Raw genomic sequence first — 20,003 nt, forward strand, 5'->3', positions numbered from 1 at the left:
ACTGACACCTGAACAGCTGAGGCGTGCGGTTTGTGATCACTCCCATGTACGACGGTGGATCAACCGCATGCTCAATCCAGGTATCTGAAAAGCCAATACCGCCCCGCCGTTTTTGTGATTTTACGATGAAAAACCCGCTCCTTAGACTGCGGCAAACAACAAGGCAACGCCGTGCTCCTGGCGCCGCCATGACAAAAATGCCTGGAGGATGAACATGAGTGCGCCCCCGTCTCTGGATGACAAATACGTCCAGCACAGTGGAAAAGTTTTGCTCACAGGGATTCAGGCGCTGGTGCGTCTGCCGCTGATGCAGCGCCAACGCGATCTGGCCAATGGTCTGAATACCGCCGGGTTTATTTCCGGGTACCGTGGCTCGCCGCTGGGTGGTTTCGACCAGGCATTGTGGAAGGCGCGCGACTATCTCAAGGAGCACCATACGGTGTTCCATCCAGGCATGAACGAAGACCTTGCCGCTACCTCGATCTGGGGTACGCAACAGGTCAACATCTTCGAAGGCGCCACCTATGATGGCGTGTTTGGCATGTGGTACGGCAAGGGTCCGGGCGTCGACCGCTGCGGCGATGTGTTTCGTCACGCCAACGCTGCCGGCACCTCGCAATTCGGCGGTGTGCTGGCCATTGCCGGTGATGACCATGGCGCCCGCTCCTCCTCGCTGCCCCACCAGACAGAGCACATCTTCAAAGCGGTCATGATGCCGGTACTGGCACCATCGGGCGTGCAGGAATACCTCGACTACGGCATGCACGGCTGGGCCATGTCGCGTTATTCCGGCTGCTGGGTTGCCCTCAAGGCGGTGGCCGATACCGTGGAGAGCGCAGCCGTCGTCGACATCGACATTCATCGCGTACAGCCGATCATTCCCGATATCCCGCTGCCCGAAGGCGGTTTGAATATTCGCTGGCCAGACCCACCCCTGGCACAGGAACAGCGCCTGCTGGAACACAAGCTGTATGCCGCCCTCGCCTACGCCCGCGCCAACCGCCTCGACCGGGTCGTGATGGATTCAGCGAAAGCGCGTATCGGCATCATCACGTCCGGCAAATCGTATCTCGACGTTTGCCAGGCACTGAAAATACTCGGTATCGACGAAACTCTCGCCCAGCAGATTGGCCTGCGCGTGTACAAGGTCGGAATGGTCTGGCCGCTGGAGGCTGAAGGTGTGCGGCAGTTTGCCGAGGGTCTGGAAGAAATTGTGGTGGTGGAAGAGAAACGCCACATGATCGAATACCAGTTGAAGGAAGAACTCTACAACTGGCGCGAAGACGTACGCCCGCGCATCGTCGGCAAGTTTGACGACAAAGGTGAGTGGAGCCTGCCGCACACGGGTTGGTTGCTGCCAGCCATCAACGACCTGACCCCGGCGATGATCGCCCGTGCGCTGGCCAAGCGTATTTTGCGTCTGCATCAAAGTGGCCCGCTGCAAGTGCGCCTGGCAGTGCTGGATGCGCAGCTGGCGAGCAAAGGCCAGTTCAGTAACCTGATGGAACGCGTCCCCCATTACTGCTCCGGTTGCCCGCACAACACCTCGACAAAAGTGCCCCAGGGCAGCCGAGCACTGGCCGGCATCGGTTGCCACTACATGGCCGCCTGGATCTACCCGCAAACTCAAACCTTCAGCCAGATGGGTGGCGAAGGCGTGGCGTGGATCGGCCAAGCGCCCTTCACCACCACCCAACATGTTTTCGCTAACCTGGGTGACGGTACCTATTTCCACTCCGGCATTCTCGCGATTCGGGCTGCCATTGCTGCAAAAGTGCAGATCACCTACAAGATTCTCTACAACGATGCCGTGGCCATGACCGGCGGACAACCGGTAGACGGCAGCCTCAGCGTTGCGCAGATCAGTCGGCAGCTCGCTGCCGAAGGCGTGCAGCGCGTGGTGGTGGTCAGCGACGATGTCGAGAAATACCAGCACATCCATGATCTGGCTGACGGCGTGCCGGTGCTGCGTCGCGACAAGATGGACGAAGTGCAGGAACAGTTGCGTCAATTCCAGGGTGTGTCTGCAATCATTTATGACCAGACCTGCGCAGCGGAGAAACGTCGGCGTCGTAAGCGCGGCAAGTTTCCGGACCCGGCACGCCGGGTCGTGATCAACGAAGCAGTGTGTGAAGGCTGTGGCGATTGCAGCAGCAAATCCAACTGCATGTCAGTGGTGGCAGTAGAAACCGAGTACGGCCGCAAGCGGGAAATCGACCAGTCCTCTTGCAACAAAGACTTCACCTGCCTCAACGGCTTTTGCCCGAGTTTCGTCACGGTCGAAGGTGGTTCCTTGCGCAAACCCAAAGCGCTTGCAGCCAAAGCGGATGATGTATGGGAGTTGCCCACACCTTCAACCGTTACGCTGGATGAGCCCTACAGCATTCTGGTGACCGGCGTGGGTGGTACCGGCGTGGTGACTATCGGCGCCTTGTTGGGGATGGCGGCGTTTATCGAAGGTAAAGGCACGCTCAACCTGGACATGGCCGGCATGGCGCAAAAAGGTGGCGCGGTGTGGTCGCACATCCGCATTGCCGCGCACCAGGATCAGCTGTTCGCACCTCGTATTGCAGAGGGTGAAGCGGCCCTGCTGTTAGGCTGCGACCTGGTGGTCAGTGCCAACACTGAAACCCTGTCCAAGCTGCGCCAGGGTGTTACTCATGCGCTGGTCAACAGCGAAGAAAGCATCACCAGCGCCTTTGTGCGCACCTTCGCCCAACAGGCGGAAAGCGGTGATTTGTTGAAACACCCAGACCCGAAATTCCAGACCCAAAACATGTCAGCACAAATCGCCGAAGCGGTTGGCCATGCCCAGGCTGACTTTGTCGACGCGAGCAAAATTGCCACGGCATTAATGGGCGATTCGATTGCCACCAACACCTTCATGCTCGGCTATGCGTACCAGAAAGGCTGGTTGCCGGTGGGCGAAGCGGCGCTGCTGCAGGCCATCGAACTGAATGGCACTGCGGTGCCCTTTAACCTCTCCGCTTTTGTATGGGGCCGGCGCAGTGCCGAAGACTTGCCGCGGGTCTTGCGCAAACTGGAAGCCGGCAAAGTGCAGAACGCAGATCGCCTGCTGTCGCAAAATCTTGAAGAAACACTGGAACGACGCATGACATTTCTCACGGCGTACCAGAACAAGGCTTATGCCCAACGTTACCGGCAACGGGTCGAGCAATTCATGAAGGCGGAAACGGCACTGCTCGGGCAACCGGGCAAGTTATCGGCAAGCGTCGCCCGTTACTACTTCAAAGTGCTGGCGATCAAGGATGAATACGAAGTGGCACGCCTATTTACCGATGGCCAATTCCTGGAAAAAATCCAGGCTGGCTTCGAGGGCGACTACCGCCTGCGCTTCCACCTGGCGCCACCGTTGCTGAATGATAACGGTACCGGCCGGGAGCCGAAAAAGCGCAGCTTCGGCCCGTGGATGCTGCAAGGCTTCAAGCTGCTGGCCAAGCTCAGGTTCCTGCGCAACACCTGGCTCGACCCATTCGGCCGCACCCACGAGCGCAAGGTGGAACGTAACTGGCTGGCCAACTACGAAAGCATCCTCGACGAAGTACTGACTGGATTGACTGCCGACAAGCTGAGCCTGGCCCAGGATTTGGCGGAGTTGCCAGACAGCGTTCGCGGTTATGGTCCCGTTAAAGAGCGCTTCCTCGTCCACGCCGAACAGCGCCAGACACAATTGCTTGAGCAGTGGCGCAATGGCTCGGCCGGGCAGTTCCACGATGCCAGTCAGACCGCAGAAAAAATCACCGTCACCCAACTTTAAGACCGACACCCCTGCGCTGCGGCTCCGGGGTGCACGTTTTTTTGCCGTGTGGCAGGGCATGGTGACCCGAAAAGGCGCCACGCCGTACCTATTGGAAACTGGAGCACAGCATGCAAAAAGTCGTCATAGTCGCCGCCACCCGCACTGCCATCGGTGTGGCCCTGCTATTGGAACGCCAATGATTGGCGCCCGCTCAGCACCGGCCACCTTTTCGCAGCTACCCTGGCTTGGCGTGCCGGATGGCGATGTGGGAACCCGGCAGTTGCTGCGCCAGATGGCACTGGAGTTGTTTGCCGAGCATGGGTTTCATGGTGTCAGCTTGCGTCAGTTGGCAGCAGCGCTGCATATGCAGCCGGGCTCGCTGTACAACCACATCGAAAACAAGCAGGCGCTGCTGTTCGAGCTAATCGAAGAACATGAAAACGACCTGCGGGAGCTGCTGCAAACGGAAGTACCGCAACAGGCTGACGGCCTGCTGCAACTGGAAACCTATGTGCGTATGCACCTGCAATTCAACTGCTTGCATGATCAGCGCCATACCCTTGCGCGCATGGAGTTTCGCAGCCTCAGCCTGGAGCAACGGGACAGTATCGAGCAGCTTCGCAACACCCGCACCCGACAGCTGGAATACATCCTCAGCCGTTGTGCATTGCCGGCCATCGAGTGCCCGACGATAGCTCTGGGCATGCAGGCATTGCTGGATGGCGTAGTGGCCGGTTATCCCAACGGCGGGCGACCGCCGTTGGGAAATCTGGCAGCGCTGTTCAGTCGCATGGTGCTGAACGGGTTGAGTAAGGCCCAGGCATAGCGGGCCCACTTTTCCACCCCTGACAACAAGGTCGACTGATGAACGAAGAACTGGCGAAAAACTACCGGGAAATTCTCCAAGGCGTGGGCGAAGATCCCCAGCGAGAAGGCTTGCTGAATACGCCAGAACGCGCGGCCAAGGCCATGCATTACCTCTGCCATGGCTACCGGCAAACGCTGGAAGAGATCGTTAACGGTGCACTGTTCGAGTCGGACAACGATGAGATGGTCATCGTCCGGGACATCGAGTTGTATTCGCTGTGCGAACACCATCTGTTACCGTTCATTGGAAAGGCCCACGTTGCTTATATGCCCACGGGCAAAGTGCTTGGTCTGTCGAAGGTGGCGCGTATTGTCGATATGTTTGCCCGCCGCCTGCAGATTCAGGAAAACCTCACCCGGCAAATTGCCGATGCCATTGCCCAGGTCACCGGTGCCGCCGGGGTAGCGGTGGTGATCGAAGCGAAACACATGTGCATGATGATGCGTGGCGTGGAAAAGCAGAACTCTGTAATGAGCACCTCGGTAATGCTTGGTAGTTTTCGCGAGTCGTACAACACGCGCCAGGAATTCCTGCAGCTGATCCGCGGCCGCTAGGCGCTATACAGCCCAGTCCAGAGTGCCTGGCGCATGCCAGGCAGGTCTGGTCACATTGTCCCGCGCCACTTCGACCGACAAGGCTTTGCTGAAAGCGCTCAGCCCCACGTGCTGCGGTGGACAAACCCAATGGCAAGCTTTACCAAGCCCTCGTGAGGACGCGCATACCACAGCAGTGCGTCCGCCAATGCCCAGATCCATAGCAGTACTCCTCGCATGACCGCGTCAATCGTTCATGCCCAACAAGGCACTGATATCGCGTCCGGGCTCAGCATCGCTGCCGTAGGCGAACGGACCGGCACGCTGGCGTTCGACCAGTTGCTCCATCTGGTAGCGATATCGAGTGCCCGGCGTATCGAAACGCGAGTGCAAGTCGCGACGCTCATCTGTCTCGAAATAACGTTGATTCTGTGGACGCACCACCGAATTGTCCTGGGGCTGGATGATGTAGTTGATACGCGGCATCACATAGCGAAACGGCGCCGGTGCAGCGGTGGTGTTGAAGGTGACGTCAGCGGGCTTGTTGTTCTTGCGAAAGTCGGCAATGGTCTTGAAGTCGAGCTTGAGGCGGTTGATCAACCACATGACTTCGATATTTCTCTGACACTCGGCTTCGAGCCGTCGCGATGAGCGAATCCGTTGGAAATAGCCGTAGAGATAGAGCTTGAGCTGGTCGGCAGGGTCGTAAAAAGGGCGTCCGGTACCATTCCGCCTGGGACCGAGGTCATAACCAACGTTTCGGCTGCTTGCTGCCACCAGAATTTCTTCGAGGCTATGCCGTCAATGCTCGGGGACGGCGTTCGTTCTCCCACGCACGGTGCAGTGGTGATGGGGCCTCGTGCGGCACCTCGACGACTTTACCCCGGAGGGTCCCTATCTCTGCATCGACGGGCCGCTGCAGCGCTCAGTGCAAGCGTTGCAGCCGCCACATGCTTCATTGACCTGCTTCTTCGCCGACCAGATCGCCGTCGGCTTCCGGAATATCTTCACCGGCTTCTTCGGCGGGGATCTCAGCGGTTTTCTGGTGTTCGAGGCCGCTGCAAGGCAGCAGAACCTCAGCAAGGCGTGCCGAGAAATACTTGTCGAACGGTTCCGGCTCCGGATATTCCTCCGGCGCAACCACTAAAGCTGTCAGGCGCTCGATAAGGCCGCAGATCCAGTCCGTCTGGAACAGGTGGCTTTCGGCCTGAATCGGCGGCTCGATCAGTGTCCGGCACTTCTCGGAGGCATCCTCGAACATGGCGAGGGTGCAGACCTCGACGTTTCTCTCCCGCTACTCATTCCCGGCGCGCTGCTCATCGAGCATCAGCCTGAACGTGGATTCTGACTGGGCGCAGAATCGGTCGATTTTGCGAACCAACTGCAGGAGCTGCCGCTTGAACGACTCGGTTGAGTTGTGGGCATCCGGGTCAATGACCTTGTGTACGCCCGTGTAGAACACTGTGTAGTCTCCGTTGTAGCAACAGGACCTGCTGCTCTGCTAACTCACCTACGGTGACACACTCTTTCAGCGCTAGGCTTGCTTCACCGTAGGCTTTCAAGCGTTGTTCAAAACTCCGACGTTTCTTGAGATCAGTAACCAGCCGCTTCTGCTTCACGGCGGCCTCATCAACAGGGGCTATCGCAGCGACCACGGCTTGCAGCTTTTGTAGCAGCCCCATGAGTGAACTTGGTACTGTCTCACGCTCGGCGGTCGCCTCTTGGCCAATGACCTCCGCCATGAAGCTGTTCCTCGCCGATGTGGCACGCTTGCGCCATGCGGGATAGGCCAGCGCGCGCTCAACCCGATAGATAAGTTGATTGAGCATTTTGAGCTCAGCGCGTCCGCCTCCCAGCTCCGGCGAAGCAGTAAAATTGAATTTAGGAAAAGACTCTAAGCTCTGGTCGCAGGCTTTGGCAACGCTCTGTTTAAGCGGCGCTAGACTTCCGATGAAGGCTGTATCAAGAAATAGATCGTCTACCACCGCTTGTCGTAGCAGCGAAGTCGGGCTTTCTGGAGGGTCGCGTCTTGCCTCTGCTGCAATAGCAACTGGGAGTCGCGTCGTGATTTCACCGACGACGTGATTCCCCCTCTTTGGCTGCCCCACCTATGTGGTCTTTAATCTTTAGCCCTGTGATGTCATCCACGACGTCGACCAGACTGTGGCCGCAGATCGCACAATTGTCCTCGTCGTACAGTCCGGGATGTTCCCGTATCCAGGTTGCAACCCGTGCGTAGAGCCGCATACGCGCCGCTTTGTTTGGCTCGGCAGCAATCTCAACAAGTTCTTCTGCTTCTTTCCGCACTGCAGCAATGAAATCCCGAATGGGCACCGCCTCATCATCCGAGAGTTTGGTCAATCCTGCCAGTCGCGCAATGGAAGGAAGAGTGCTCAGTTTGCCAACTGCACTCAGTGCTGGTGCGATGCTCTTCACCAAGTCGCTCCGTTGCTTTTCATCCTGAGCATCGAATGCGTCACCTAATACCAGTTTCGCGTGCTCAAGCCCGGACGACTTGAGCGTTTCGAGCTGAGTGGCAAGTCCATCGAGCTTAGTCTCAAGGGTCGCATCGTCTGAAGGAAGTGGAACGGCTTCTTCTTCAATGGCCAACGTGTGCTTATGGATCAGATCCATCAGGTCGCTGCGGGTGACGATGTAGGCCTCGTCCGTTCCCTCCAGCTCGCTGCTTTTTGCCTTTGTCAGGTCGCCATCAATTTTCTTCTTGGCTTTTTTGGCGTGGTTTGCCAGTTGGACCAGAGGTGCCATACCAGTGAGCTCTGATACCGCCTTGCCCAATGCCGAGGTAGAGCCGACCTGCACATAGGGGAGAATGCCGGGAATGGTCGTACCAACACGCGTGCTGATGGGGTCGAGTCCCATTTCGTCCAGTCCTTAACGTAATCCTCGCCTAATGCCCGACCTACGAGAATTCTTTCAAGTGCTTGCTTTCACCGGCCAGGAGGCGATCAGCAGACCTTACTTCTTCAACGTGGAGTTGGTCAGCGAGCGGTCTGACCTCGACCTCAAAAGCCTCTCCGACAAACCGGCTTTTCTGGCCTTCGACACGAAGGGTAGCGGTATTCATGGGCAGATCTACCACATCGTTCAAAGCGGTACTGATCAACGTTTTACGCGCTACAGCGTGTCTCTAGTCCCGCACTTGTCCTACTTGCGCCACCGCATCAACCAGAGGATCTATCAACAGTTCTCGGTGCTAAAAATCGTCGCCTTGATACTGGAAGAGCACGGTATCGTGGGCGATGTTTACCAGTTTCATCTGGGCTCGACCTACCCCGAGCGAGAATACTGCGTGCAGTACGATGAATCCGATCTGCACTTTATTCAACGTTTGTGCGAAGAAGAAGGCATTCATTACCACTTCCAGCACAGCCCTCAAGGCCACGCGCTGGTCTTTGGCGATGACCAGACGGCTTTCCCGAAGATTGGGCAAGCCACGACTTATAGACAAGAGAGTGATCTAGTGGCCGTCGAGCCGCTGATCAAGCGCTTCAACCTGCGTTTGGGGCCCCTCACCAGCCGTATATCGCACCGCGACCATGATTTTGAACAACCGCGCCTGTTGTTGGGGTCAGCCTGTCGCCTAGAGAAAAACGAGCGACACGAGGATGACCTGGAGCGTTTCATAGGCCGCGAGCACGGTAAGCAAATCAGTCTGCGTACTCTGGAACGCCGCCACGCTGCTTATCCTCAAGCCAAAGGGCAAGGTGACCAGCCCCGGTTGGCCAGCGGCCACGTTCTAGAAATCTCAGGCCACCCGCGCCAAGAGTGGAACGACCTATGGCTACTGACTCAGGTCATCCACGAAGGCAGGCAACCCCAGGTATTGAACGAGAACATCACCAGTGGCCACCCTGACAACAAGGATGACTTTCATCAGGGCTACCGCAACCGCTTTATGGTTCTTCCGTGGGACGTGTTCTATCGGCCGCCTCTGGCCCACAAGAAGCCTCGGGTGCCCGGCAACCAGACTGCTGTGGTCACTGCTCTGGCAGACGAAGAGATCCAGTGCGATCAGCTCGGCAGGATCAAGGTCAAGTTCCCCTGGGACCTCGAAGGCAGATTTGACGACAAGAGCAGTTGCTGGCTGGAAGCGTCCTCCAGTGGGAGCTGTGACATTGCGCCCCCTCGAATGGGAATGGAGGTGATGGTTACATTTCTTGAAAGCGACCCTGACCAACCGCTGATCAGCAGTTGTCAGTCGTCGTGATAGGACTCTCCTCCACGTTAAGGGAAATATTTTTAACCAGTAACAGTAGACGTCCAGGTAGAGCCTGCGCCCACGCCACAGCCAAAGCGCTTCAAGCACCATTAAAAAATGGGCCAGACCGAGGGTGAACGCCGCCAGGACAATATGAAAGCTGATGGTGATCGCAAACTGGGCACGCGCTGCCATCAGCGCGGATCATCGCGTCCATGCTTTCCATCACCTTCAGTTATCTTCCTCGACCTTCCCGTGCTTACTGCCTGAATGGAGCCATTATGTTATCCGAGCTTGAGTTGCGTCACATTATCGAGTCAGCATTCCTTCCCCTGTCCTGCAAGTGTCGAGTCAATCCGGGCGGATCACTGCAGGCTCAAATTTTCGAGCCTGTCTCTGGCCGAGTAGAGCTGTTGGTTACGGGAATTCCTACTGCCAGCCTCAACTGCAATCGAGCAATAGGCAAGCTCATAGCTGAGATTCAGGACGACCTCAGAGTCACTCATGGGCAGAGGACAACGTTCAGCATTGGGTAGAGGCGCAATGAAGCCTGTGGAATACAGGAATCGAGCGCAGCTATAGAAGGCGTCCAACTTTTCGAAGTCAGATCAATAGGTGGACACCATCGCCCTTGGCATTGGCATTGGCATTGGCATTGGCATCCTATGATCATCCGCGCGGCGCGGGGTACGAGGTAGGTTTCAACACTGTAGCGAATGTCTACCGTCTCGAAATGAAATCCCTCAAACACCCGCCGGATGTCCGGGTGATCGTTGATGCTGACCATCACCTTGCCTTTACAGCGGCGCATGAAGTCGGCCATGCGTTCGTAGTTTTCGAATGGAAAGTCCACGCCATAACCAGCGGTCGTCCAGTAAGGCGGGTCCATATAGTGGAAGGTGTGGGCGCGGTCGTAGCGTTCGGCGCATTCGAGCCAGGGCAAGTTTTCGACATAGGCGCCGGACAGGCGCTGCCAGGCGGCCGAGAGGTTCTCCTCGATCCGCAACAGGTTGATGGCCGGGCCAGTGGTGGCGCTACCGAACGTCTGCCCGGTAACCTTGCCGGCAAAGGCATGGTGCTGCAGGTAGAAAAATCGGGCGGCACGCTGGATGTCGGTGAGGGTTTCGGGGCGGGTCATCTTCTGCCACTCGAACACCTGGCGCGAGCTCAGTGCCCATTTGAATTGGCGCACGAATTCTTCCAGGTGGTTCTGCACGACGCGGTACAGCGTCACCAAGTCGCAGTTGCTTCGACCTCAATGTTCACCTTGTTCGCTCCATCAACCCTTTGGATGGGGCGAACAAGGTGATGGTTTACGTGAATTGCAAGCAAGAAGGAAAAAACCGGTCCGAAAAACCCGATTTTCCACCCATTTATGGCCTCGACGCACTGATAACGGAGGTTTTGTAGTTTGCTACCACTGACCACTGACCACTGACCGCTGGTGCAGCGCAAGTTGATCAGAGCTTCCTAAAAACGCCGGCCAAGCTTAAAAAAATTCATCGATCAAATTTGGATCCAAGCTGTAAGCATGCTAGATTGCGCGTCGTCCAGCGGCAGCCGGTATGAAAAACCTAAGCGGCGCCCTAAAATGATGCGCACCGGGCTGTGGCGTCGACACTCAGTAAGATACAGGGAAGTATCGATGAACAAATGGCAGAGTGACATGTGGCATATTGTCGAATGCGCCACATGTGAAGAAAGTATATTCGAGCAAATAACAATAGCGGCTCAACGACTGGGATTTGAATATTGCGCTTATGGCATGCAATTACCACTTCCCTTATCTGCCCCCAAGGTAGTTATGCTCGATAACTACCCTGATGCCTGGAAGGCGCGGTATGCTTCTGCTCAGTATATAAAAGTCGACCCGACGGTCTTGCATGGCCGGCACGCACAGAAACCGCTCAGTTGGAGCGAGGCCCTCTTCTCCAAAACTCCTGAACTCTGGGAAGAAGCCCAATCATTCGGCATCCGTGTCGGCTGGTCGCAATCGCATCTGGACACACTGGGAGTCGGAGGCATGCTTAGTGTCTCTCGCTCCAGCGAGGCACTAACTTCAGCAGAACTAACTCTGCATGAAAAAGAGCTGATGTGGCTGGTATGCGTGGCCCATGTTTTACTGTCAAGAGCGATCAACAATCGTCACAAAGAACGCTACGCCGCCGACCTTACCGAACGTGAGCGAGAAGTTCTGAAATGGACCGCTGACGGTAAATCGGCGTCTGAGATATCCGATATTCTGATCGTCTCAAAAAACACCATAGACTTCCATATAAAGAATGCCATCCTGAAACTTAAAACCAGCAATAAAACGGCCGCCGTTGTCCGTGCCGTCATGCTCGGATTATTATTTTGACTTATTAGTCACGCCCTCGGAAAAACCTCAAATAGCTGAATACGCCTGTATAGGTTCATGATTACCCTGCACAGGTCAAACGCAGAGCTAAACTACTAATTTCTCAAAAGCGAGCAAAATTACCACGCCAGGAAAAGCTGAGTCAACCTACGATTTATAGTAGGTTACAGCATCGCCTTCTTTTATATCTAATTACTCGGCAGCCTTCCCTGCCAGGTGATTACAATTGCATTTTACTTCTGGAACATCGTCAACACTTTCTCCGACTGTAATGACCGCAATAGGACGTTATCGCCACAAGGTTTTCGTAGAGCATTTAGGATGGAAACTGAATTGTTCCGAAGGCCTGGAATACGATCAGTTCGACCGTGAGGACACCGTCTACATTGTTGCTCAAAATGATGACGAACAAATCATCGGCACCGCCCGTCTTCTGAGCACCACCCGCCCCTACCTGCTGAGCGAGGTGTTTCCCGAGCTGATGAGCGGGCAAGCCCCCCCCCAATCAAAATATATCCTGGAGTTGTCGCGCTTTGCGGCGATGAACTTCAAGAGCCATGACAAAAAAGTCAGCGGTCAATTTTCCTCCGATGCCGCCATTGACCTCATGCGCGCGACCCTCGCCAGCGCAGCCGAACAAGGCGCCAACAAGTTAATTACCGTTTCCCCCCTGGGAATTGAACGACTGCTACGCCATGTCGGCATCAATGCTTCCCGCGCAGGAAAAGTAACGGGTTGCGAGGGGAAAAAGTTATTTGCTTCGTGGATTACCGTGGAGTGACCCACCCCTCTTTTCATTCACCCACCGATGGGCGCAAACAAGACTGTCAGCTTAAGTTGGCCACGGTAAACCTCGACAACCTGGAGAGCTGCAATGCCTGCAACTGAATCATTGAATAAAATTACTGATACGTGGTATGCCAAAGCGACCGTACGCTCAACACCTCGCATCTGTGTTCCGGACTACAGCAGTGATCAACTGATTTACCCTGTTGCCCGCTGTTCCATTTGCGAGCATCCGCTTATAACGGCGCTGGGGAGCGAGGCCCGCTCTTACATACTAACGCAAGCCGCCTATCAATTTCTTTACGGCGTGGGCCTGCTCGAAACCAAGTTTGTCATTCAATGCTGCCTGAACATGCTTCATAACCATATCCAGGGCATCAGTGACGCTGCAAAGCTACAAGCACTGACCGTTATCATCGATGAGGGTTATCACGCTCATGTCGCACTTGACTACATCGTCCAGATGAAGACAAAGAGTGCGATTGAACCGCTGGAAATTCCTCAAACCAACCGTAAGCTTGATGCCACCGCACGCGCTTATGCGTCATTACCGCCCGAAATGCGCATGGACTTCCAACTTCTGGCCGTCACTATTGCCGAAAATGTGCTGACCGATGAAGTGGCGAATCTGGGCCGTGAGCGCGAACTGGCTCAATCCTTTACCACGCTAATGATGGACCATGTTCGTGATGAGGGCAGGCACTCGCGTTTCTTTGCCGATCTTATGAAGGAACGCTGGCCGCAACTGCCTCCTGCCACACAAGAGCGATTTGGCACGATGCTCCCAGCTTATTTGGATGACTTCCTTGGGGCCGATTTGAGCCGGCGCTTCGAGCGAATGATTCTGGCGAACTGCGGTCTTACCGATGTTCAGGCAGAACAGGTAATTACTGAGTCCGACCCGCACTTCTCAACGGATCAGGAACGTATGAAAAAGTCCATCTTGCAGCGCATTTACCGGCTGCTTAAACAGATTGGCATATTGGAATTGGACACGGTTAAAGATGCCTTCTCGGATCGTAACTACGTCACGACTTGAGCATTCAGAACCGAGAGCCCACCCCATGTTCAAGACCTTGATAATAGATAACTTCGATTCTTTCACTTACAACCTCTATCAATACATGGGGCAAGTGTCTGGCGAAGAACCTGATGTCATCACCAATGATGCTTCACCCCACGATATTGAGCTGGCTCGCTACGACTGCATCATTGTTTCGCCAGGCCCCGGCACCCCCACGCGGCGTGTCGATGTCGGCATCAGTGAAGACGTGATTCGTGATGCCCATGTTCCTTTGCTGGGGGTTTGCCTTGGCCATCAATGCATCGCGCACGTGCATGGCATGGAAGTGAGCCACGCACCGGAACCCATGCACGGCCGGGTTCGGCGTATACGCCACAACAATGAAGGGGTCTTCAAGGGCTTGCCCCTCGACATGCCGGTGGTTCGCTATCACTCGCTGGTGGTCCAGTCGCTCAAAAGTCCTTTTGAGCTCAGCGCCTGGGACGAGAACGGCATGATTCATGGCATTCGCCATAAAGAGCGCCCGCTCTATGGCATCCAGTTCCACCCTGAATCCATATGCACTGACTCCGGACTTGACCTGTTGCGCAACTTTCGAGACATCGCGCATCGGCACAAGCTCGACCGTCTACCCCGCTAAACCTGCCGTTATCCGGCATCACAATTATCAGGAGGGGGCAATGACGACCTTTCAAGTCGAAGTCAGAGCGCTCGAATGCAATCCCGATCCGTTGCGTGTGTTTCGCAGCGAATTTCTCGCCTCATCACGCCATTTCTTTTTAGAAAGCAGTGTCGTCAAACCCGGCTTTTCTCGCTTTTCATTCATGGGCGACTCCCATGGCCGCTGGGCGGAAACGATCACCTATGACAAGTCCTCACGCAGCGCTTGTATTGAACGCAGCGACGGCTTCACCCGGGAAGCCACGCCTGACTTCTTTCAACTGATGGCGTCCCGGCTGACCCGATACCGCTGCGAACACCAGCACCTTCTGCCGTTCGATTTCAACCTGGGGTATGTCGGCCTGCTGGGCTACGAGCTCAAGAGTGAAACGATCGGTGCCGATGCCTATGCATCCCACTCCCACGACGCGGCGTTCATCCTGGCCACGCGCATGATTGCGTTCGATCATGCCGAACAGCGCTGCTATCTGTTGTACCTCGTCCAGGACGATCAAGACCGCCAGCATGCGGCGCTTTGGTTCGATGAGATGCAGGAGCGGCTACAGAACCAACCGGCGGCGCCTGAACCGACACCCCGTCAGCGCAGGCTGTCGCTGCCTCAGGTCGAGGAGTGGATTGAGCAGCACGCCACCATGCGCCACTCAAAGCAGCGTTACATTGCCAAGATCCATGAAGCCCAACGAGAGATCATCGACGGCGAGACCTATGAGGTCTGCCTGACCAATTTGATTGAGTTTCCTTTCTGCGACTCGCCGTTCGAACTCTACTGCGTGATGCGCGAGCTGACCCCCGCCCCCCACGCGGGCTACTTCGCGATCCCGGACTTTCATCTCGTCAGTTCGTCGCCTGAGCGGTTTCTCAAAATTGACAACCATCGGCAGGTGCAGGCCAAACCGATCAAGGGCACCCGACCTCGCGGGCGCTCGCCGCAAGAAGATGCACAGTTGATAGAGCAGATGCGTGGCGATGAAAAGGATCGGGCGGAAAACCTGATGATCGTCGATCTGTTGCGCAACGACCTGGGCCAGGTCTGCACCATCGGTTCGGTCCATGTGCCGGCATTGTTCGACGTGGAAACCTACTCCCACGTCCACCAACTCGTTTCCACCATTAGCGGGCAGTTGAAGGCGTCGGTCAGTTCGATTGACTGCGTACGTGCCACGTTCCCGGGTGGCTCGATGACCGGGGCGCCGAAGAAACGCACGATGGAGATCATCGACCGCCTCGAAGAAGGTCCACGCGGCGCCTACTCCGGCTCGCTCGGCTGGTTTGGCCTGGGCGGGGCATGCGACCTCAACATCATGATCCGCTCGATCACCGTAGATGCCCAAATCGCCCGCTTCGGCGTGGGGGGAGCGATCACATCGCTCTCCGACCCGTTGGGCGAGTACATCGAAACCATCGTCAAGGCCAGCGGCGTTGTCGAGGCCGTCACGCAACTGAGGAGCACACCACTATGAGTTCAGTTACCTCGCAACAGCCGCGCCATGCCGTCGTGGTCGGTGTACTGGGATCAATCGGCCAACTACTCGCTCGCCAATTAGCGATCGCAGGTTATGCCGTCACTGGCCTCGATATCGCGGCGCCCAGCGACAGCCTGGCGGACAACGCCCACTCCCTCAGAGTACTTCAAGCCGACGTCCTGTCCCCTTCAAACCAGGTCAAGGCCGAGCTCGGCACCGCCGACATTCTGGTCTTGGCGCTGGCACAAAACGTACTGATAAAAGCCCTGCCCGTGCTGGCGCCCCACCTGCGTTCCGACTGCCTGATCGTTGACACCCTGTCGATCAAAAGCGAGTTCTCGGCATTCGTGGACCAGTCCAATCTCAAGCAGCCCATGGTCGGCATCAATCCGATGTTTTCCGGGGACCTGGCCCCGGCCGGCAGACCGGTGGCACTGGTGTCTTACCGTGGCGGTGACGCCGTGGTCGGCTTACTTGAGTGGCTTCGAGCCTGGCCGGTCAGCGTGTTCGAGATGACGCCCTCCGAACATGACCGGACCATGGCGCTGTTGCAGACACTGGGACACGCACTGGTCACCGGATTCGGCTTGACGCTGGACGAGTCCAGCGCCCCACTGGCGGACCTGCTTGAACTCGCACCGCCACCGTTCAAGGTCATGCTCTCGCTGCTGGCGCGCATGACGCAAAACCATCCTGACGTCTACTGGGAAATCCAATCGCACAACCCGTACTCCCAGGAAATACGGACCCGGATGCTGGCTCAGTTGAGCCGGCTGGATGTGATGGTCAATACCGGCTCGCGCCTGGACTACCACCTGTCGATGGCGGTGTTGAGAAATGCCTTGGCCCCCCTGAATCCGGGCCTGGGAGACACCAGCCGCAAGATCTTCGAACTGATCAACGAGCGGCCCGTAAACACCGAGGCATCCCGGCAGAACCTGGGGGATTTTCGTAGCCGCATCGACCGTATCGACGATCAGTTGGTGGACCTGCTCGGCCAGCGGCTGCAGCTCATTCGGGAGGTGGCCCAGAGCAAGAAAGATAACCAGACCGCCGTCATGCAACCCGATCGTGTGCTGCAAGTGATTGAGCGTTGCAAGGCTCGCGGCCGAGCGCAGCACATCCGCGAAGAGCTTATCGAGCAGCTTTACGGGCTGATCATCGGTGAAGCCTGCCAGATCGAATATGACGTCGTCGGCGGCCCCCGTGAGTCGCTTTTCGAAGCCAGCCCCTCAGCCTTCACCTCAACCGCAGAGAGCCTCCAATGAGCAATGTAAAACAACAAACTGTCCAGATCGTCGACTGGTTGAGCTCCACGCTGGAAAAAGATCACCAATACCGGGAAGACAGCCTGAGCCTGACCGCGAACGAAAACTACCCCAGCGCCCTGGTCCGCCTGACGTCCGGCTCCACCGCCGGGGCGTTCTACCACTGCTCCTTTCCCTTTGCAGTGCCGGCAGGCGAGTGGCACTTCCCGGAACCTGGGCATATGAATGAGATCGCCGATCAAGTACGCGCCCTGGGCAAATCCCTGATCGGTGCACAGGCATTTGACTGGCGCCCCAACGGTGGCTCCACGGCTGAGCAAGCATTGATGCTGGCCGCCTGCAAGCCCGGCGAAGGATTCGTCCACTTTGCCCACCGAGACGGCGGTCACTTTGCACTCGAAAGCCTCGCCCAGAAAATGGGCATCGAGATCTTTCACCTCCCCGTGGACCCGACCAGCCTGCTGATTGACGTAGCGAAGCTTGATCACTTGGTAAGGCGCAACCCCCACATCCGGATCGTCATTCTCGATCAGTCGTTCAAACTGCGCTGGCAGCCACTGGATGAGATCCGCAGTGTCCTGCCGGATTCATGCACCCTGACGTACGACATGAGCCACGACGGCGGCCTGATCATGGGCGGCGTCTTTGATTCACCGCTCAACTGCGGTGCCGACGTGGTCCACGGCAACACACACAAGACAATTCCTGGCCCGCAAAAAGGCTACATCGGCTTCAAGTCCGACCAGCATCCGTTGCTGGTCGATACTTCGCTGTGGGTCTGTCCTCACCTGCAGAGCAACTGTCACGCCGAACAGTTGCCACCGATGTGGGTAGCATTCAAAGAGATGGAAGTGTTCGGTCGCGACTACGCCGCCCAAATCGTCAGTAACGCCAAGACGCTGGCCCGTCATCTGCACGAATTGGGGCTGGATGTGACTGGGGAATCGTTCGGTTTCACCCAGACCCACCAAGTTCATTTCGCGGTGGGTGACCTGCAAAAAGCCCTCGACCTGTGCGTCAACAGCCTGCACGCCGGCGGCATTCGCTCCACCAACATCGAGATTCCGGGCAAGCCCGGTGTGCACGGTATCCGCCTGGGGGTTCAGGCCATGACCCGACGCGGCATGAAAGAGAAAGACTTCGAAGTGGTCGCTCGCTTTATCGCGGACTTGTACTTCAAAAAGACCGAACCTGCCCGGGTAGCCTTGCAGATCAAAGAGTTCCTGCAAGCCTTCCCGCTCGCCCCCCTGGCTTACTCCTTCGACAATTATCTGGACGAGGAGCTGCTCGCAACGGTCTACCGGGGGACTCAGCGATGACGAACCTTCCGACCGCCAACATTAACCTGACCTCTCTGGAGGTCAGCCTGGGGGATCTGGTTGGCCGGGTGTTGGTGGAGAGCGGCATCGTCGATCTCTTTTGCATTCCCGGCGATTTCACCATGCAGCTTTCGCGCGAGCTGCTCACCACTCCCGGGCTTGCACTGCGGACCATGTCCCATGAGTACGGCACCACCCTGGCCGCACTGGGTTATGCCGTCGGAAAGGGTGTTCCCGGCGCCGTGTGCTTCACCTATGGGGTCGGCGTACTGAATGCGACCAATGCGATCGCCCAGGCTTATGTGGAGCGGGTTCCGCTGCTGGTGTTGTCAGGCTCGCCGGGCGCCCGTGAACGCCAGGCGCCGATTTTTCTGCACCACACGATCGTCGACCATCAAACCCAGTACCGCATCATGAAGGAGATCACGGTGCATCAGGTCTGTGTGACAGACCCCCATCAGGCCCTGGAGCAAATTCGCGAGGCCGTCACCCTGGCCATCGCGCACTCAAGGCCGGTGTACATCGAAATCCCAAGGGATCTTTTTCAGACGCGAGTACGCTACACCCCCGCCCGCCGGGTGTCCCTCGAACCCGCGATACGCTACAGCCATGCCGCCCGCCAAGCCGCAGAACAGGCCTATGCCCTGGTTCGCAAGGCCCGCGAACCCGTCTTCGTTCCCGGACTTGAGCTCAAGCGCCGTGGGTTGACGGATTTGGCCATGCGGGTGTGCGAACGGCTGGCCATGCCCTGGGTTGCAACGCCGATGTCCCGTGGCGGCATCCCCATCTCGCATCCCAATTACCGCGGTATTTACGCAGGCCCTGCGTCACCTTCGCGGGTGACCCGAGACCTGCTGGCCAGATGTGACGTACTGATGTTGATCGGCGAGCCCAACTCGGACGTCAACATGGGCATCGCGAGCCATATTGCCCGTGGCCGTTTGATTCATGCCGATGACGGCAAAATCATCGTCGGCCGTCAGCGCTTCAACGCGTCCACGGCCGAGTTCCTTATTGCTTTCGCCGAGCTGATCAGCACTGTCAAACCTTCTCTGGCGCCGCTGTCCGAGGAGCAAAAAGCCTTCGTAGTACCGGCACCCAGTACCCACTATCCGCTGGAAGAAGGCCCGCTGACGCCATTCGACATCATCAATGAGCTCAACCGTCATTTCGCGGCCAGCCCCGACACCCAATTGGTGGTCGATTGCGGGGATGTATTTTTCATGTCACTGGGCATGTTCCCTGCCGATGTCCTGACCTCGCCGCTGTACATGAGCATGGGCATCGCCGTCCCTGGCGCGATGGGTTACCAGTTGGGAACCGGCAAGCGCCCCATCGTGCTGGTGGGCGACGGCGCCTTCCACATGACCGGCAATGAGTTGATGCGCGCCGCCAAATTCGGCCTGAGCCCCATCGTGATCGTCCTGAACAATCAACGGTGGGCTTCGCTGTCCTCGGACACTGATGACATTGCACTCACCGAGCAACTACCTATGAGCTTTTCGGCCGCCGGCCTGTTCCTGCAAGTCCAGGCCTTCACCGCAACAACCGGTGGCGAATTGCGCCTGCGCCTAGCCGAAGCGCTGGGCATGGATAAGCCCGTGCTCATCGATGCGCAGGTCGACCCGGCCATGCGTTCCTATCTGTGTGAGCGTTTTTTTGACGCGGTAAAGAGCCAGCAGCACCTGCCCAAGGCATGACCCCTCTCGCACCCACCGTTTTC

16 protein-coding genes and 4 pseudogenes are annotated in these 20,003 nt (G+C 57.0%); 13 read left to right on the forward strand and 7 right to left on the reverse strand.

What is annotated here, in order from left to right; genetic code table 11:
* Positions 1-214 precede the first annotated feature (214 nt).
* The 3 genes from NHU87_RS09040 (at position 215) to folE (ending at position 5,182) form a co-directional block, all read left to right on the forward strand.
* Entirely contained in the window at positions 215-3,778 is a 3,564-nt protein-coding gene (locus NHU87_RS09040; protein WP_253547590.1) for an indolepyruvate ferredoxin oxidoreductase family protein, read from the forward strand.
* Between the two features lie 178 nt (positions 3,779-3,956).
* The gene (locus NHU87_RS09045; protein ID WP_253547592.1) at positions 3,957-4,586 is read left to right on the forward strand and encodes a TetR/AcrR family transcriptional regulator; all 630 of its coding nucleotides are present in this window, start codon (positions 3,957-3,959) and stop codon (positions 4,584-4,586) included.
* A gap of 38 nt (positions 4,587-4,624) precedes the next feature.
* Positions 4,625-5,182, forward strand: a complete 558-nt coding sequence (folE, locus tag NHU87_RS09050; RefSeq protein ID WP_253547594.1) for a GTP cyclohydrolase I FolE — start codon at positions 4,625-4,627, stop codon at positions 5,180-5,182.
* 225 nt (positions 5,183-5,407) lie between these two features.
* On the opposite strand, the pseudogene NHU87_RS28470 reads toward folE, so the two are convergent.
* From NHU87_RS28470 to NHU87_RS09070, 5 genes and pseudogenes are all read right to left on the reverse strand, one after another.
* Positions 5,408-5,665: pseudogene (locus NHU87_RS28470) on the reverse strand (oxygenase); the annotation flags it as partial.
* Positions 5,666-5,695: 30 nt separating this feature from the next.
* Positions 5,696-5,884: pseudogene (locus tag NHU87_RS09055) on the reverse strand (transposase); the annotation flags it as partial.
* Between the two features lie 232 nt (positions 5,885-6,116).
* Positions 6,117-6,422: a hypothetical protein gene (locus NHU87_RS09060; RefSeq protein WP_253547596.1), complete on the reverse strand. Its 306-nt coding sequence runs from the start codon at positions 6,420-6,422 to the stop codon at positions 6,117-6,119.
* A gap of 169 nt (positions 6,423-6,591) precedes the next feature.
* Complete coding sequence (locus tag NHU87_RS09065) at positions 6,592-7,146, reverse strand: hypothetical protein (protein WP_253547598.1); 555 nt, start codon at positions 7,144-7,146, stop codon at positions 6,592-6,594.
* A gap of 85 nt (positions 7,147-7,231) precedes the next feature.
* Entirely contained in the window at positions 7,232-8,041 is an 810-nt protein-coding gene (locus tag NHU87_RS09070) for a hypothetical protein (RefSeq protein WP_253547600.1), read from the reverse strand.
* A gap of 31 nt (positions 8,042-8,072) precedes the next feature.
* On the opposite strand from NHU87_RS09070, the gene tssI reads away from it, so the two are divergent.
* Positions 8,073-9,389 carry a type VI secretion system tip protein TssI/VgrG gene (gene tssI, locus NHU87_RS09075; protein WP_301271395.1) on the forward strand — a complete coding sequence of 439 codons (1,317 nt, stop codon included), beginning with the start codon at positions 8,073-8,075 and terminating at the stop codon, positions 9,387-9,389.
* A gap of 30 nt (positions 9,390-9,419) precedes the next feature.
* On the opposite strand, the pseudogene NHU87_RS09080 reads toward tssI, so the two are convergent.
* A pseudogene (locus NHU87_RS09080) lies at positions 9,420-9,575 on the reverse strand (cytochrome ubiquinol oxidase subunit I); the annotation flags it as partial.
* Positions 9,576-9,661: 86 nt separating this feature from the next.
* On the opposite strand from NHU87_RS09080, the gene NHU87_RS09085 reads away from it, so the two are divergent.
* Entirely contained in the window at positions 9,662-9,916 is a 255-nt protein-coding gene (locus tag NHU87_RS09085; RefSeq protein ID WP_253548053.1) for a DUF1652 domain-containing protein, read from the forward strand.
* A gap of 170 nt (positions 9,917-10,086) precedes the next feature.
* Here NHU87_RS09085 and NHU87_RS09090 read toward each other — a convergent pair.
* Positions 10,087-10,626 (reverse strand): annotated as a pseudogene (locus tag NHU87_RS09090) (DNA adenine methylase); the annotation flags it as partial.
* 399 nt (positions 10,627-11,025) lie between these two features.
* Between NHU87_RS09090 and NHU87_RS09095 the strand changes: the two are divergent.
* From NHU87_RS09095 to NHU87_RS09130, 8 genes are all read left to right on the forward strand, one after another.
* Entirely contained in the window at positions 11,026-11,739 is a 714-nt protein-coding gene (locus tag NHU87_RS09095; protein ID WP_253547604.1) for an autoinducer binding domain-containing protein, read from the forward strand.
* A gap of 226 nt (positions 11,740-11,965) precedes the next feature.
* Positions 11,966-12,520, forward strand: coding sequence for an acyl-homoserine-lactone synthase (locus tag NHU87_RS09100; RefSeq protein WP_253547606.1), 555 nt, complete (start codon positions 11,966-11,968; stop codon positions 12,518-12,520).
* Positions 12,521-12,613: 93 nt separating this feature from the next.
* On the forward strand, positions 12,614-13,564 hold the full coding sequence (locus NHU87_RS09105; protein ID WP_253547607.1) for a diiron oxygenase: 951 nt from the start codon (positions 12,614-12,616) through the stop codon (positions 13,562-13,564).
* Between the two features lie 25 nt (positions 13,565-13,589).
* A complete protein-coding gene (locus tag NHU87_RS09110) occupies positions 13,590-14,189 on the forward strand; it encodes an anthranilate synthase component II (protein WP_253547608.1) in 600 nt (199 codons plus the stop codon).
* Positions 14,190-14,229: 40 nt separating this feature from the next.
* Positions 14,230-15,690, forward strand: a complete 1,461-nt coding sequence (gene pabB, locus NHU87_RS09115) for an aminodeoxychorismate synthase component I (protein ID WP_253547610.1) — start codon at positions 14,230-14,232, stop codon at positions 15,688-15,690.
* Positions 15,687-16,961 (forward strand): prephenate dehydrogenase/arogenate dehydrogenase family protein, encoded by a 1,275-nt coding sequence (locus NHU87_RS09120; RefSeq protein ID WP_253547612.1) that lies wholly within the window; start codon positions 15,687-15,689, stop codon positions 16,959-16,961. Before pabB ends, NHU87_RS09120 begins: the two co-directional genes overlap by 4 nt.
* Positions 16,958-18,280: a hypothetical protein gene (locus tag NHU87_RS09125; RefSeq protein WP_253547614.1), complete on the forward strand. Its 1,323-nt coding sequence runs from the start codon at positions 16,958-16,960 to the stop codon at positions 18,278-18,280. The genes NHU87_RS09120 and NHU87_RS09125 overlap by 4 nt, the downstream gene beginning before the upstream one ends.
* On the forward strand, positions 18,277-19,980 hold the full coding sequence (locus tag NHU87_RS09130; protein ID WP_253547615.1) for a thiamine pyrophosphate-binding protein: 1,704 nt from the start codon (positions 18,277-18,279) through the stop codon (positions 19,978-19,980). Before NHU87_RS09125 ends, NHU87_RS09130 begins: the two co-directional genes overlap by 4 nt.
* Positions 19,981-20,003: the final 23 nt, after the last annotated feature.

It is taken from the genome of Pseudomonas mandelii (assembly GCF_024138395.1).
Classification (GTDB): Bacteria; Pseudomonadota; Gammaproteobacteria; order Pseudomonadales; family Pseudomonadaceae; genus Aquipseudomonas; species Aquipseudomonas mandelii_E.

Coding starts and splice junctions, on each gene's coding strand:
- NHU87_RS09040 (WP_253547590.1), top strand. CDS start 215: ATGAGTGCGCCCCCGTCTCTGGATGACAAATACGTCCAGCACAGTGGA.
- NHU87_RS09130 (WP_253547615.1), top strand. CDS start 18,277: ATGACGAACCTTCCGACCGCCAACATTAACCTGACCTCTCTGGAGGTC.
- NHU87_RS09085 (WP_253548053.1), top strand. CDS start 9,662: ATGTTATCCGAGCTTGAGTTGCGTCACATTATCGAGTCAGCATTCCTT.
- NHU87_RS09060 (WP_253547596.1), bottom strand. CDS start 6,422: ATGTTCGAGGATGCCTCCGAGAAGTGCCGGACACTGATCGAGCCGCCG.
- NHU87_RS09045 (WP_253547592.1), top strand. CDS start 3,957: ATGATTGGCGCCCGCTCAGCACCGGCCACCTTTTCGCAGCTACCCTGG.
- NHU87_RS09125 (WP_253547614.1), top strand. CDS start 16,958: ATGAGCAATGTAAAACAACAAACTGTCCAGATCGTCGACTGGTTGAGC.
- NHU87_RS09095 (WP_253547604.1), top strand. CDS start 11,026: ATGAACAAATGGCAGAGTGACATGTGGCATATTGTCGAATGCGCCACA.
- NHU87_RS09105 (WP_253547607.1), top strand. CDS start 12,614: ATGCCTGCAACTGAATCATTGAATAAAATTACTGATACGTGGTATGCC.
- NHU87_RS09110 (WP_253547608.1), top strand. CDS start 13,590: ATGTTCAAGACCTTGATAATAGATAACTTCGATTCTTTCACTTACAAC.
- NHU87_RS09070 (WP_253547600.1), bottom strand. CDS start 8,041: ATGGGACTCGACCCCATCAGCACGCGTGTTGGTACGACCATTCCCGGC.
- folE (WP_253547594.1), top strand. CDS start 4,625: ATGAACGAAGAACTGGCGAAAAACTACCGGGAAATTCTCCAAGGCGTG.
- NHU87_RS09120 (WP_253547612.1), top strand. CDS start 15,687: ATGAGTTCAGTTACCTCGCAACAGCCGCGCCATGCCGTCGTGGTCGGT.
- tssI (WP_301271395.1), top strand. CDS start 8,073: ATGCCCGACCTACGAGAATTCTTTCAAGTGCTTGCTTTCACCGGCCAG.
- pabB (WP_253547610.1), top strand. CDS start 14,230: ATGACGACCTTTCAAGTCGAAGTCAGAGCGCTCGAATGCAATCCCGAT.